Origin of the sequence: Cupriavidus sp. SIMBA_020, from assembly GCF_046535395.1 — a bacterium.
GTDB classification, from domain to species: domain Bacteria; phylum Pseudomonadota; class Gammaproteobacteria; order Burkholderiales; family Burkholderiaceae; genus Cupriavidus; species Cupriavidus campinensis.
On record NZ_JAWRWU010000001.1, the window covers coordinates 253,173 to 266,911 of the forward strand.

Annotated in this window: 10 protein-coding genes; 8 read left to right on the forward strand and 2 right to left on the reverse strand. The window is 69.0% G+C overall.

Annotation, left to right across the window (positions count from 1 at the left end; translation table 11 throughout):
- Window positions 1-14: 14 nt before the first annotated feature.
- Window positions 15-1,262 (reverse strand): Zn-dependent hydrolase, encoded by a 1,248-nt coding sequence (locus SB751_RS01170; RefSeq protein WP_144195690.1) that lies wholly within the window; start codon window positions 1,260-1,262, stop codon window positions 15-17.
- A 223-nt stretch (window positions 1,263-1,485) separates the two neighbouring features.
- On the opposite strand from SB751_RS01170, the gene SB751_RS01175 reads away from it, so the two are divergent.
- From SB751_RS01175 to SB751_RS01210, 8 genes are all read left to right on the forward strand, one after another.
- A complete protein-coding gene (locus SB751_RS01175; protein ID WP_244844784.1) occupies window positions 1,486-3,063 on the forward strand; it encodes an ABC transporter substrate-binding protein in 1,578 nt (525 codons plus the stop codon).
- A 71-nt stretch (window positions 3,064-3,134) separates the two neighbouring features.
- Window positions 3,135-4,085: an ABC transporter permease gene (locus tag SB751_RS01180; protein ID WP_144195694.1), complete on the forward strand. Its 951-nt coding sequence runs from the start codon at window positions 3,135-3,137 to the stop codon at window positions 4,083-4,085.
- Window positions 4,086-4,095: 10 nt separating this feature from the next.
- Complete coding sequence (locus SB751_RS01185) at window positions 4,096-4,983, forward strand: ABC transporter permease (protein ID WP_144195696.1); 888 nt, start codon at window positions 4,096-4,098, stop codon at window positions 4,981-4,983.
- Between the two features lie 2 nt (window positions 4,984-4,985).
- Complete coding sequence (locus SB751_RS01190) at window positions 4,986-6,062, forward strand: ABC transporter ATP-binding protein (RefSeq protein ID WP_410747731.1); 1,077 nt, start codon at window positions 4,986-4,988, stop codon at window positions 6,060-6,062.
- A 17-nt stretch (window positions 6,063-6,079) separates the two neighbouring features.
- On the forward strand, window positions 6,080-7,102 hold the full coding sequence (locus tag SB751_RS01195; RefSeq protein WP_144195700.1) for an ABC transporter ATP-binding protein: 1,023 nt from the start codon (window positions 6,080-6,082) through the stop codon (window positions 7,100-7,102).
- A gap of 39 nt (window positions 7,103-7,141) precedes the next feature.
- Window positions 7,142-8,332 (forward strand): amidase, encoded by a 1,191-nt coding sequence (locus SB751_RS01200; protein WP_144195702.1) that lies wholly within the window; start codon window positions 7,142-7,144, stop codon window positions 8,330-8,332.
- Between the two features lie 46 nt (window positions 8,333-8,378).
- Complete coding sequence (locus SB751_RS01205) at window positions 8,379-8,792, forward strand: DUF3830 family protein (RefSeq protein ID WP_092292980.1); 414 nt, start codon at window positions 8,379-8,381, stop codon at window positions 8,790-8,792.
- 131 nt (window positions 8,793-8,923) lie between these two features.
- Window positions 8,924-10,567 carry a rhomboid family intramembrane serine protease gene (locus SB751_RS01210; protein WP_410747732.1) on the forward strand — a complete coding sequence of 548 codons (1,644 nt, stop codon included), beginning with the start codon at window positions 8,924-8,926 and terminating at the stop codon, window positions 10,565-10,567.
- A 58-nt stretch (window positions 10,568-10,625) separates the two neighbouring features.
- Here SB751_RS01210 and SB751_RS01215 read toward each other — a convergent pair whose 3' ends face one another.
- Window positions 10,626-13,736 carry an efflux RND transporter permease subunit gene (locus tag SB751_RS01215; RefSeq protein WP_410747733.1) on the reverse strand — a complete coding sequence of 1,037 codons (3,111 nt, stop codon included), beginning with the start codon at window positions 13,734-13,736 and terminating at the stop codon, window positions 10,626-10,628.
- Between the last annotated feature and the right edge of the window lie 3 nt (window positions 13,737-13,739).

The window sequence follows — 13,739 nt, forward strand, 5'->3', positions numbered from 1 at the left end:
GCTGCCGCCGGCGATCAGCGCGCGTGCTCCAGCATCGCCAACAGCAGCACGTTGGCGCCGGCCTCGATGTGCTCGGGCAGCGCATCCTCCAGCTCGTTATGGCTGATGCCGTCCTTGCAAGGCACGAAGATCATGCCCGTGGGGGCGCGCTGCGCCACGTAGACGGCGTCATGCCCCGCCCCGCTCACTACGTCCATGCTCGGCAGCCCCAGCGCCGCCGCCGCGCGCCGCACGCTGTCCACACAGGCCGGGGCGAACAGGCAGGGCTCGAACTTGACCACCTGGCGAATCGCCACGCTCACCGCCGCCGCGTCGGCAATGCCGGCGAAGGCCGCGCGCATCGCCGCGTCCATGCGGTCCAGCCCGTCCTGCGACAGGTTGCGGAAGTCCACCGTGAAGTCCACCCGCCCCGGAATCACGTTGCGTGAGTTCGGCTTGACCTCGACATAGCCGACGGTGCCCCGGCCATGCGGCGCGGCGTCCCGGGCGATGCGGTTCACCGCCTCGATCATCCGCGCCGTGGCCAGCAACGCGTCGTGGCGCAGCGCCAGCGGGGTCGGGCCGGCGTGGGCGTCCTGCCCGGTCACGGTCACGTCGTACCACTGCTGGCCCAGCGCGCCGGACACCACGCCAATCGGCAGCCCGGCCGCCTCCAGCACCGGTCCCTGCTCGATATGGGCCTCGAAGTAGGCCGCGAACATGCCGCCCGGCACATCGCCGGCAGGCTGGGCCCCGTGGTAACCGATGGCGGCCAGCGCATCGCCCACGCTCACGCCTTCGCGGTCCTGCTGGCGGCGCGCCTCGTCGGCATCGAACACGCCGGCAAACACGCCCGAGCCCATCATCACCGGCGTGAAGCGGGTGCCTTCCTCGTTGGTCCAGAACGCCACTTCCAGCGGCGCGCGCGTCTGGATGCCGAGGTCGTTGAGCGTGCGCATGACCTCCAGCCCCGCCAGCACGCCGAAGTTGCCGTCGAACTTGCCGCCCGAGGGCTGGGTGTCGATATGGCTGCCCGTGGCCACGGCGCGCGCGGACGGGTCCGTGCCCGCGCGGCGCGCAAAGACATTGCCGATCTCGTCCACGCGCACGTCCAGCCCCGCCTCGCGGCACCACTGCACCACCAGGTCGCGCCCCTTGCGGTCTTCTTCGGTCAGCGCGATGCGGCACACGCCGCCCTTGGCCGTGGCGCCGATCGCGCCCAGATCCATGAGCGATTGCCACAGGCGCGCGCCATTGATGCGGGGAAGAACTTTCGAATCCATGTCTGCCTTGTCTGCTTCGTGAGTGAATGATGAATGACCACGGCCCGGTGCAAGAACCAGACCACGCGCCGGGGCGACGCGACTGGCACATGACTTGCTAGACCGAAGGCAGCCCTTCCCCCACTCAGGAGCATTGCCTGTGAACCACCAAACGTCCGCCCACGCGAAAGGTTTCTCCGCCGCAGTCCTGGCCCTCTCGCTGCTCGCCCTGCCCGGCGCCGCCATGGCCGAGAAGACGCTGCGCATCGGCATGACCGCTGCCGACATCCCGCGCACGCTCGGCCAGCCCGACCAGGGCTTCGAGGGCAACCGCTTCACCGGCATCCCGATGTACGACGCCCTGACGCAATGGGACCTCTCCAAGAGCAACGGCCCCAGCCTGCTGATTCCCGACCTCGCCACCGAGTGGAAGGTGGACGCCGCCGACAAGACCAAGTGGACCTTCAAGCTGCGCCCCGGGGTGAAATTCCACGACGGCTCCGCCTTCAACGCCGACGCCGTGGTCTGGAACGTCAACAAGGTGCTCGACAAGACCGCCAAGCAGTTCGATGCGAGCCAGGTGGGCGTGACCGCCTCGCGCATGCCCACACTGCGCAGCGCGAAGAAAATCGACGACCTGACCGTGGAACTGGTCACGTCCGAGCCGGACTCGTTCCTGCCGTACAACATCTCGAACCTGTTCATGGCCTCGCCCACGCAGTGGGAGAAGAAGTTCGCCGCCGTGCCGGCCTCGGTGACCGATGCGGCCGAACGCAGCAAGCAGGCCTGGGTAGCCTTTGCCGCCGACGCCTCCGGCACCGGCCCGTTCAAGATGACCCGCTTCGTGCCGCGCGAGCGCCTGGAGCTGGCCAAGAACGCCAGCTACTGGGACAGCAAGCGCGTGCCCAAGATCGACAAGGTGGTGATGGTGCCGATGCCCGAGGCCAACGCCCGCACGGCCGCGCTGCTGTCGGGCCAGGTCGACTGGATCGAGGCCCCCGCGCCTGACGCCATCGCCCAGATCAAGAGCCGCGGCTTCGAGGTCTACGCCAACGCCCAGCCGCACATGTGGCCGTGGCAGCTCTCCTTCGCCCCGAATTCGCCGTGGCTGGACAAGCGCGTGCGCCAGGCCGCCAACCTCTGCGTGAACCGCGCGGGCCTGAAGACGCTGCTGGGCGGCTACATGGCCGAGGCCAAGGGCATCGTGGAAGCCGGCAACCCGTGGTGGGGCAACCCCACGTTCGACATCAAGTACGACGCCAACGCCGCCCGCAAGCTGATGGGCGAAGCCGGCTACTCGGCCGCCAAGCCGCTCAAGGTGAAGGTGCAGGTGTCGGCGTCCGGCTCGGGCCAGATGCAGCCGCTGCCGATGAACGAGTACGTGCAGCAGAACCTGAAGGAGTGCTTCTTCGACGTGGACTTCGACGTCGTGGAGTGGAACACCCTGTTCACCAACTGGCGCATCGGCGCCAAGGACGCCAGCGCGCACGGCGCCAACGCCATCAACGTCAGCTTCGCGGCGATGGACCCGTTCTTCGCGATGGTCCGCTTCGTCAGCACCAAGACGCAGCCGCCGGTCTCGAACAACTGGGGCTTCTTCGGCAATGCGGAGTTCGACAAGCTGATCGAGAACGCCCGCACCTCGTTCGACGAAAAGTCCCGTGACGCCGCGCTGGCCAAGCTGCACGCGCGCATCGTGGAAGAGTCGCCGTTCGTGCTGATCGCCCATGACGTGGGCCCGCGCGCCATCTCGAAGAAGGTCAAGGGCGTGGTGCAGCCCCAGAGCTGGTTTATCGATATTGCGACGATGTCGATGGACTGACGCTTGCCGTGCCCCCTCTCCCGCCACCGGGAGAGGGGAGAAATACCCCCCACACCAGCCGGCCACAGACCATGACTTACCTGCTTCGCCGCATTCTCTATGCGCTGCCTATCCTGCTTGGGGTTGCCCTGCTCTGCTTCTCGCTGGTCCACATCGCCCCCGGGGACCCCCTCGTCTCGGTGCTGCCGCCCGATGCCTCCGAAGACCTCCGGCGCCAGTTGACCGCGCTGTACGGTTTCGACAAACCGTTCCTCGAACAATTTCTGCACTGGCTGACCCGCGCGCTCCATGGCGACCTGGGGACCTCCATCGCCACCAACCGGCCGGTGATGAGCGAGGTGTCCACCGCCGTGATCAACTCGATCCGGCTGGCCACCGTGGCCACGCTGATCGGCTTCACCTTCGGCTGCCTGTTCGGCTTCGTGGCCGGCTATATGCGCGATTCCATCGCCGACCGCATCGCCTCGTTCCTGTCCGTGCTCGGCGTCAGCATTCCGCACTACTGGCTCGGCATGGTGCTGGTCATCGCCTTCTCGGTGCTGCTCGGCTGGCTGCCTGCCACTGGCGCCGGCCCGGGCGGCTCGGGCGACTGGGCGTGGGACTGGGAGCACTTCCAGTACATGCTGCTGCCGGCCATCACCATGTCGGTGATCCCGATGGGCATCGTCGCCCGCACGATCCGGGCGCTGGTGGCCGAAATCCTGTCCAACGAGTTCATCGTCGGCCTGCGCGCCCGCGGCCTGTCGGACGTGGCCGTGTTCCGCCACGTGGTCAAGAACGTGGCGCCGACCGCGCTGTCCGTGATGGGCCTCCAGCTCGGCTACCTGCTCGGCGGGTCGATCCTGATCGAGACCGTGTTCTCGTGGCCCGGCACCGGCTTCCTGCTGAACTCGGCCATCTTCCAGCGCGACTTCCCGCTGCTGCAGGGCACGATCCTCGTGCTGGCCGTGTTCTTCGTCCTGCTCAACCTGCTGGTGGACGCGCTGCAGACGCTGTTCGACCCCCGCATCCAGCGCAACTAAGGAGGCCCCCATGCAGATCGCACTGAACAAGGCCGTGGCGCCGCTGCCCGTGGCGCGCTCGCCCGGCTACTGGGCCACCGTGGGCCGCCGCCTGCTGCGCAACAAGCTGGCGATGGCCGCCGCGCTGATCCTGATCGCCCTGGTGGTGATGGCGATCTTCGCCCCGGCGCTGATGCCGGCAGACCCGTACGCGTCCTCCATCCTCAAGCGGCTCAAGCCGATCGGCACCGCAGGCTATCCGCTCGGCACCGACGAACTGGGCCGCGACCTGCTCTCGCGCCTGATGCTGGGCGGCCGGCTGTCGCTGTTCATGGGCATCACGCCCGTGCTGCTGGCGTTTGTGATCGGCAGCGCACTCGGCATCGTGGCCGGCTACGCAGGTGGCTGGACCAACACCATCATCATGCGGCTCACCGACATCCTCTACGCCTTCCCGTCGGTGCTGCTGGCCATCGCGCTGTCCGGCACGCTGGGCGCCGGCGTGGGCAACGCGCTGCTGTCGCTGACCATCGTCTTCGTGCCGCAGATCGTGCGGGTGGCGGAGAGCGTGACCACGCAGGTACGCAACCGCGAGTTCGTCGATGCGGCGCGCGCCTCGGGGGCCAGCTCGCTGACCATCGTGCGCGCCCATGTGCTGAATAACGTACTTGGGCCGATCTTCGTCTATGCGACGAGTCTGATTTCGGTGTCGATGATCCTGGCCTCCGGGCTCTCCTTCCTGGGCCTCGGCGTGAAGCCGCCCGAGCCCGAGTGGGGCCTGATGCTCAACACCCTGCGCACCGCCATCTACACCCAGCCCTGGGTCGCCGCCCTGCCCGGCGCGATGATTTTCCTGACCTCGATCTCGTTCAACCTGCTGGCCGACGGCATCCGCTCGGCCATGGAAATCAAGGAATGAACATGAGCGAACTTCTCACAGCGCCTGCCCACGCCCGTGACATTGGCGGCCCGGCCCAGCCGCTCGTGATCGCGCGCGATCTCGTCAAGCATTTCCCGCTCAAGTCGGCCATCCCGTTCCGCAAGGCTGGCGAGGTCCGCGCCGTGGACGGCGTCAGCTTCGACGTGCTCAAGGGCGAAACCCTCGGCGTGGTCGGCGAGTCCGGCTGCGGCAAGTCCACCACCGCGCGGCTGCTGATGCAGCTCACCGCCCACGACAGCGGCGAACTGATCTTCGACGCCCAGGGCGTGGGCTCGCCCCAGTTGCCGATGAAGGCGTTCCGCAGCCAGGTGCAGATGGTGTTCCAGGACAGCTACTCGTCGCTGAACCCGCGCCTGACCATCGAGGAATCGATCGCTTTCACGCCGCGCGTGCACGGCTTGCCGGCGGGGGAGGCCACCGAGCGGGCGCGCTACCTGCTGGAGCGCGTGGGACTGGAGCCGGCGCGCTTTGCCGGGCGCTATCCGCACGAACTGTCCGGCGGCCAGCGCCAGCGCGTGAACATCGCCCGCGCGCTGTCGCTGCGGCCCCGGCTGGTGATCCTGGACGAAGCGGTGTCCGCGCTCGACAAATCCGTGGAAGCCCAGGTGCTGAACCTGCTGCTTGACCTCAAGGCCGAGTTCGACCTGACCTACGTCTTCATCAGCCATGACCTCAACGTCATCCGCTACCTCTGCGACCGCGTGATGGTGATGTACCTGGGCAAGGTGGTGGAGATTGGCGATACCGAGTCGATCTACGCCAATCCCTCGCACCCGTACACGCGCGCGCTGCTGGCGTCGATGCCGTCGATGGACCCGGACCACCGCACGCTGGCCGCGCCGCTGGCGGGCGACCCGCCCAACCCGATCAATCCGCCGTCCGGGTGCAGCTTCCATCCGCGCTGCGCCCGCGCCGAGCCGGTCTGCGAGCGCCGCACCCCCGTGCTGGCCGACGAACTGGCCGGCCATCCCGTGTCGTGCCTGATGGCGATGCCCGACGGCGGCCATTCGCTGCCGCTGCGGCGCATGACCCCGGGCCTGCACGCGGCCACGCCTTGACCCCGCCGGAGACCCCTATGACAGCCCCCAATACCCCTGCCGTCTCGGTCAAGGACCTCCACGTCACCTTCGCCGGCGGCGGCAAGACCATCCGTGCCGTGAACGGCGTGTCGCTCGACGTGGCCCCCGGCGAGGCCGTGGCGCTGATCGGCGAATCCGGCTCCGGCAAGAGCGTGACGCTGCGCGCGCTGATGCGTCTCCATCCGCCCCGCCGCACCCGCATCGGCGGCGAGATCCGCGTGGACGGCCAGGACGTGCTCGCGCTGGACAAGCGCGCGCTGGCCCGGCTGCGCGGCGGCACCGTCGCCATGGTGTTCCAGGAGCCGCTGCTGGCGCTGGACCCGGTGTACACGGTGGGCCAGCAGATTGTGGAGTGCATCCGGACGCACAAGAAGGTGTCCGCCGCCGAGGCGCGCGCGCTGGCGCTCAAGGCGCTGGAAGCGGTGCGCATTCCCAGCCCCGAGCGACGGCTGGCCGCCTATCCGCACGAGATGTCCGGCGGCATGCGGCAGCGGGCGATGATCGCGCTGGCGCTGTCGGCCCAGCCAAAAATCCTGCTGGCCGACGAGCCGACCACGGCGCTGGACGCCACCGTGCAGATCCAGGTGTTGATCCTGCTGCGCGAGCTGCAACGCGAGCTGGGCCTCTCCATCGTCTTCGTCACGCACGACATGGGTGCGGCGGTGGAGATTGCCGACCGCGTGGCCGTGATGTACGGCGGCCGCATCGTCGAGGAAGGCCCGATCCGCACGCTGCTGCGCGAGGCCCGCCACCCGTACACGATGGCGCTGCTGCAAAGCCGCCAGCACGGCATGGATCGCGGCCAGCGGCTGCAGGCCATCGGCGGGGCCCCGCCTGACCTCGCCGCGCTGCCGCCGGGCTGCACCTTCGCCCCGCGCTGCGCGCACGCCCGCCCCGCCTGCCTGGCCGAGGTGCCGCGCAGCGTGGCGCTGGGCAACGGCCATCGCGTCAGTTGCGTGCTGGTGGCCGACACCTCCGAACCTTCGAATACCGCCGCTGCCTCGCCGGCCGCCGCCTAAACTCCATCCATTCTCCGAAAAAGAAGGAAGCCGAACGCCATGACCCTGGCCACCCATCCCGCCCGCGCCTTCATGCCCTACCCCGACGCGCCCGTGCCCAACGCGGCCGCCGGCCCGCTGCGGGGGCTGACCTTCGCCGTCAAGGACCTGTTCGACGTGGCCGGCTACCCCACCGGCGGCGGCAATCCGCACGTGCTGGCGCGCTCCGGCATCAAGACGGTGACCGCGCCCACGGTGCAGAAGCTGCTCGATGCCGGCGCGATGTTCGTCGGCAAGTCGCATACCGACGAGCTGGCCTTCTCGATGAACGGCCAGAACGCGCACTACGGCGGCCCGGTCAACGGCGGCGCGCCCGATCGCGTGACGGGCGGTTCGTCGTCCGGGTCGGCCTCGGCGGTGTCCAACAAGCTGTGCGACTTCGCGCTCGGCACGGACACCGGCGGCTCCGTGCGCGCCCCGGCCAGCCACTGCGGCCTGTTCGGCATCCGCCCTTCGCATGGCCGTATCTCGCTCCAGCACTGCATGCCGCTGTGCGAGACGCTCGATACCTGCGGCTTCTTCGCCCGTGACATCGGCACCTTCGCCCGCGTGGCGGACGTGCTGTTCGGCAAGGATGCCGATCCGCTGCCGGCCCGGCCCCGCCTGCTGCTGGCATCGGACTTGTTCGAATTGCCGACGCCCGAAGCCCGCGCCGCGCTGGCGCCCACGGTGGCGCGCATCGAGGCCGTGCTGGGCCGTGCGACCCCGGTGGACGTGGCCGACCGCCCGCTGTCCGACCTGTACTGGGCCTTCCGCTACGTGCAGGGCTGGGAAGCCTGGCAGGCCGATGGCGCGCTGATCGAGAACTACGGCCTGCAGATGGGCCCGGACGTGGCCGCGCGCTTCGTGTTCAGCAAGGGGGTCACCGAGGCCCAGTTCGAGCAGTCCAGCGCGGTGCGCCGCGAGTTCACCGCCCACCTGGGCCGCCTGCTCGGCCATGACGGCGTGCTGGTACTGCCGACCATGCCGGACATCGCCCCGCTGCGCAACGCCGCCGGCGAGACGCTGGAGGACTACCGCACCGCCGCCGCCCATACGCTGTGCCTGACGCCGCTGTCTGGCTTCCCGCAACTGAGCCTGCCGCTCTCCAGCCGCGCCGGCGCGCCGCTCGGCATTTCCCTGCTCGGCCCGAAGGGCAGCGACCGCAGCCTGATCGCCCTGGCGGAGACGCTGATGACGGCGCTGGTATGATCCGGCGCGCCGCCGCCCCCAATCGCCCCTCTATATAGATATAGCTATGCCCCGACTCCGCATCACCGCCGCCGGCCAGACCTTCCTGGCCGACACCCACCCGGACGCCCCCGAGACCGTCGCCGCCTTCCTGAAGCTGCTGCCCTACCGCCAGAAGCTGATCCACGTGCGCTGGAGCGGCGAAGGCTGCTGGATTCCGCTCGGCGAATTCAAGCTGGGCGTCGGCTTCGAGAACCACACCAGCCACCCGTCCGTGGGCGACATCCTGTTCTACCCGGGCGGCTACAGCGAAACCGAGATCATCCTGGCCTACGGCAGCTGCTGCTTCGCCAGCAAGATGGGCCAGCTGGCCGGCAACCACTTCCTGACCATCGTCGAGGGCCGGGAGAACCTCCGCGCGCTCGGCACCAAGGTGCTCTGGGAGGGCGCGCAGGACGTGGTCTTCGAACTGGCCGACTAGGGCCGCAACCCTCCCGACGGGGGAGATGCTTCCCGATGGACGACCGCATATCGTCGCGTGACGCGCGCCGTGGCCCTGCCGCACCGGGGCCAGCGAGATGACGCGATGACATCGTCTTGTCGGGAAGAATCATGCAGACATCGCAATTCATGCGCGCGCCGGCCACCGGCTCGCGCCGCAGCGGCGCGTTCCATGTGCGCCGATTCGGGTCCGCGCTGCTCGTGCGCGCCTTGCTCTGGCTCTGCTTCGGCGGGCTGGGGGCGCTGCTCCTGCTCTTCTCGCGCGGCAAGCCCAGCCCGATCGTCCTCGGCGCCGGCTTCTTCGGCCTGCTGATCCTGTTCGAATGGTCCTGGGGCCGGCACGCGCCGCTGCGCAAGCCGCTGCTGACGGTGGATGCCGGCGGCATCGGCTCCACGGCCTTCCCGCGCCGTCGCCCGCACCTGCGCTGGGCCGAGATTGCCGCCGTGGCGGTGCGCAACCTGCGCGGCGGTCCCGTGATCGAGGTCTTTCCCAAGCCCGTGCCGGGCGCCCGGCGACGGACCCCGGCATCGTTCAAGATCCGGCTGGCGCTGATGCGCGAGGCAGACCAGCAGCTTGCCCAGGCACTGGTCACCCATCACATGCGTACGGCCGGCGTCACGGTCAACAACACGCTGGCTGCCGAGCAAGCCTTCCGGGCCGAGATGCAGGCGCTGCCACACACCTGGGGCCTCTACGCGCTGATCGCCCTCAACGTGGCGATCTGGCTGTTCACGCTCACGCACGGCGCCACGCTCGATGCCACGGCGCCCGCCCGGTTGGTCGAATGGGGCGGCAATCTCGCCGTGCTGGTCCAGGAGGGTCAGTGGTGGCGACTGCTGACGGCCACCTTCCTGCACAGCAGCCTCAAGCACATCGGCGCCAACATGCTGGTGCTGTTCGTGCTCGGCAAGCATGTGGAGCGGTTCTACGGCACGCGCGGCTTCCTGCTGATCTATCTCGGCGCGGGGCTGGTGGGCAGCGCCCTGAGCCTGCATTTCGGGGCGCAGACGGCGGTGTCGGTCGGGGCGTCGGGCGCCGTGTTCGGCGTGGGCGGCGCGCTGCTGGCCGGGGTGCTGCGCCATCGCCGGCTGCTGCCCGAGGGCATCCATCGGCAACTGACGACCGACGCGGCGGTCATGATCGGCTACTCGCTGGTGCAGGGCTTCCTGTCGACCCGGGTGGACAACGCCGGGCACGTGGGCGGCCTGATCGGCGGCGCGCTGATCGCGCTGTGCCTGCCGGTGCGGCTGGACCCCGCCCGCTACGCCCGCAAGCTGCGGCGCGGCCTGGCGCTGGCCGCAGCCGTCGCCGCCGTGCTGGTGGTGGGCACCGCCGCGCTGGCACCGCGCGTGCCCCAGGCCATGCGCGACGGCCTGGCCGCCAGCCGCCAGATCGAGCGCGCCCAAAAGACCTTCATGACCGCCTTCCAGGGTATGCAGGCCGACAATGCGGCGACCAAGGCCGGCCGGATGACGCCCGAGGAAGCGGACGACCGCAGCCGGACCGTGCACGCCCCGGCGCTCGATCAGGCCGTGTCGGAACTGGTCCGCATCACCCTGCCGCCGGGCAACCCGCGCGCGCCGCTGGTGCAGGACATGACGCTGCTGGCCGACCTGCTGCGCGAAATGGCCCGCATGCCGTCGGTGAAGGACCCCCGCACCGGCAAACCCGTGGCCGCCGATCCCCGCCGCGCGGCCCAGATCGCGGTGGACATCGTGCGGCTGACCGCCCAAATGAAAAAGCGCCAGTCGTAACCGGCGCTTTTTCTTCTCCCCCGGGGATCACCCCGCCTCCCCTGCCATCAACCTGCCATCAACCCGCCATCACCCCTCCGCCGCCCTCGGGCGGCTTCACGCGGAACCACGCCGCGTACAGCGCCGGCAGGAACAGCAGCGTCAGCACCGTGGCGATGATCAGCCCGCCCATGATGGCGGCCGCCATCGGCCCCCAGAAGGTGGAGCGCGAGAGCGGGATCATCGCCAGCACGGCCGCCGCGGCGGTCAGGATGATCGGCCGGAAACGGCGCACCGCCGACTCGACGATGGCCTGCCACGGCGGCACCCCGGCGCTGATGTCCTGCTCGATCTGGTCCACCAGGATCACCGAGTTGCGGATGATCATGCCCAGCAGCGCCGTGATGCCAAGCTGCGCGACAAACCCCATCGGCGCGCGCAGCAGCAGCAGCGTGGCGGCGGCGCCGATCAGCCCGAGCGGGCCGGTCAGGAACACCATCACCGAACGCGAGAAGCTGTGCAATTGCAGCATCAGCAGCGTGAAGATCAGGAAGATGCACAGCGGCAGCTGCGCGGCGATGGACGCGCCCGCCTTGCCGCTCTCCTCCTCGGCCCCGGCCACGGTGATCAGGTAGCCCGGCGGCAGGTCCGCGCGCAGCTTGTCCAGCTGCGCGCGGACCTGCGCGGTCACGGTCGGACCCTGGATGCCATCCACCACATCGGCCTGCACGGTGATGCCGAAGTCGCGGTTCTCGCGCCAGATCACACCCGGCTCGGACTTCAGCGTCACGCGCGCCACCTGCGTCAGCGGCACCGCGCGGCCGGTGTTGGTCGGCACCAGCACGTTGGCCATGTCGGACATCGCGTCCCGCTCGTTCTTCGGCGTGCGCATGACGATGTCGATCAGCTTGTCGGCGTCGCGGTACTGGCCCACCGGCACGCCGGTCAGCACGGCCTGCGTGGCACGGGCGATGGCGTTGGTGGTCACGCCCAGCGCGCGCGCCTTGTCCTGGTCGATCTCCAGGCGCAGCATCTTGACGTTCTCGTTCCAGTTGTCGTTCACGCCCACCGTGTTCGGATTGGCGGCCATGATCGCGCGGACCTGGTCGGCGATCTTGCGCACGCCGGCGGCGTCTGGCCCGATCACCCGGAACTGCACCGGGTACGCCACCGGCGGCCCGTTCGGCAGCAGCTTCACGCGGCCCCGCAGCTGCGGGAACTGGGTGGCGAGCACCTCGATCACGCGCTTGCGCAGCGCGTCGCGCGCCTCCACGCTGACCGGCATCACAATCACCTGCGCCACGTTGCTCTGCGGGAAGATCTGGTCCAGCGGCAGGTAGAAGCGCGGCGCGCCGGTGCCGACGAAGGTGGTCAGGCTGTCCACGGCCTTGTCGCGCCGCATGGCGGTCTCGAAGCGCTTGGCCTCGGCCTCCATCTGCGCGAAGCTGGTGCCCTCGGGCATCCACAGCTCCACCATCAGCTCGGGCCGGCTCGAATCCGGGAAGAACTGCTTCTCGACGAACTTGAACGCCCACAGGCCCAGCGCGAAGCTGACCAGCGTGACGGCGATCACGGTCTTGCGCCACGTCACGCACCAGTTCACCAGATACCGGAAGCGCGCGTAGAACGGCGTGTCGAACACCTCGTGATGGCCGCCGTCGCTGGCGCGGGTCTTGAGCAGCAGGTAGCCGAGGTAGGGCGTGAAGTACACCGCCGCCAGCCACGACAGCACCAGCGCCAGCGCCGTCACGGCAAAGATCGCAAAGGTGTACTCGCCCACGGTGGACTTGGCCAGCCCCACCGGCAGGAAGCCGGCCGCCGTGATCAGCGTGCCGGTCAGCATCGGCATGGCCGTGGAGGTGTAGGCGAAGGTGGCCGCCTCCATCTTGGAGAAGCCTTCCTCCAGCTTGCGCACCATCATTTCCACGGCGATGATCGCGTCGTCCACCAGCAGCCCGAGCGCCACGATCAGCGCCCCGAGCGAGATCTTGTGCAGGCCGATGCCGAAGATGTTCATGAACAGGAACGTCACGGCCAGCACGAGCGGGATGGTCAGCGCCACCACCAGCCCGGGGCGCACGTCGATCCGCAGCGGCCTGGTATGCAGCCCCAGCGCGATGAAGCTGACTGCCAGCACGATCACCACGGCCTCGATCAGCACGTGCACGAACTCGCCCACCGAGCGCTTGACCGCTTGTGGCTGATCCTGCACCTGGTCCATCTCGATGCCCATCGGCAACTGGCCGCGCAGGCCATCGGTCACGCGGCGCAGTTCCTGGCCCAGCGCGATGATGTCCCCGCCTTTCTCCATCGAGATACCGAGCCCGATCACATCCTTGCCGTTGAAGCGCATGCGGCTGGCGGGCGGGTCGATATAGCCGCGATAGACGTGGGCGATGTCGCCCAGCCGGATGTTGGCGATGCCGTTGGGCCCGCGCAGCACCAGGTTCTCCAGGTCCTGCACATCGCCAAGCTGGCCGGTCACGCGGACCTGGAGGTTGTCGGTCGGCGTGACCAGAACGCCACTTCCGGTGGGGTTGTTCTGCTCCGAGATCTGGTTGGCGATGGCGTTGATGTCGAGCCCAAGCTGCGCGAAGCGCGTCTGGTTGAACTCGATATAGAGCTTCTCGTCCTGCAGGCCGAGCAGCGTGACCTTGGCCACGGCGGGCACGCGCAGCAGCGCCTGGCGCACGAGGTCGGCGTACTCGCGCAGCTCCTTGTAGTTGAAGCCATCTGCCGAGAGCGCGTAGATCGAGCCGTAGACATCGCCGAATTCATCGTTGAAGAACGGGCCGCGCACGCCCTGCGGCAGGGTCTGGGCGATGTCCCCGATCTTCTTGCGCACGGTGTACCAGATCTGCGCGGTGTCCTTGGCCGGCGAGTTATCGGCCAGCTGGAAGATCACCGTGGTCTCGCCCGGCTTGGAGAAGCTGCGGATCTTGTCGGCGTACGGCACTTCCTGAAGCTGCCGTTCGATCTTGTCAGTCACCTGCACCGCGATCTGCTCGGCCGTGGCGCCGGGCCAGTAGGCCTGCACCACCATCACGCGGAAGGTGAACGGGGGGTCTTCGTCCTGACCCAGCTGGAAGAAGGCCAGCAGGCCGCCGATCAGCAGCACCACCAGCAGGTAGCGGGTCAGCGGCTGGTGCTCGAGCGCCCAGCGCGACAGGTTGAAGCGCGAATGTTCCATCGG

Excerpts from the sequence above, each read along its gene's own strand:
- SB751_RS01170 (WP_144195690.1), bottom strand. The coding sequence starts at position 1,262 with ATGGATTCGAAAGTTCTTCCCCGCATCAATGGCGCGCGCCTGTGGCAA.
- SB751_RS01175 (WP_244844784.1), top strand. The coding sequence starts at position 1,486 with ATGGCCGAGAAGACGCTGCGCATCGGCATGACCGCTGCCGACATCCCG.
- SB751_RS01180 (WP_144195694.1), top strand. The coding sequence starts at position 3,135 with ATGACTTACCTGCTTCGCCGCATTCTCTATGCGCTGCCTATCCTGCTT.
- SB751_RS01185 (WP_144195696.1), top strand. The coding sequence starts at position 4,096 with ATGCAGATCGCACTGAACAAGGCCGTGGCGCCGCTGCCCGTGGCGCGC.
- SB751_RS01190 (WP_410747731.1), top strand. The coding sequence starts at position 4,986 with ATGAGCGAACTTCTCACAGCGCCTGCCCACGCCCGTGACATTGGCGGC.
- SB751_RS01195 (WP_144195700.1), top strand. The coding sequence starts at position 6,080 with ATGACAGCCCCCAATACCCCTGCCGTCTCGGTCAAGGACCTCCACGTC.
- SB751_RS01200 (WP_144195702.1), top strand. The coding sequence starts at position 7,142 with ATGACCCTGGCCACCCATCCCGCCCGCGCCTTCATGCCCTACCCCGAC.
- SB751_RS01205 (WP_092292980.1), top strand. The coding sequence starts at position 8,379 with ATGCCCCGACTCCGCATCACCGCCGCCGGCCAGACCTTCCTGGCCGAC.
- SB751_RS01210 (WP_410747732.1), top strand. The coding sequence starts at position 8,924 with ATGCAGACATCGCAATTCATGCGCGCGCCGGCCACCGGCTCGCGCCGC.
- SB751_RS01215 (WP_410747733.1), bottom strand. The coding sequence starts at position 13,736 with ATGGAACATTCGCGCTTCAACCTGTCGCGCTGGGCGCTCGAGCACCAG.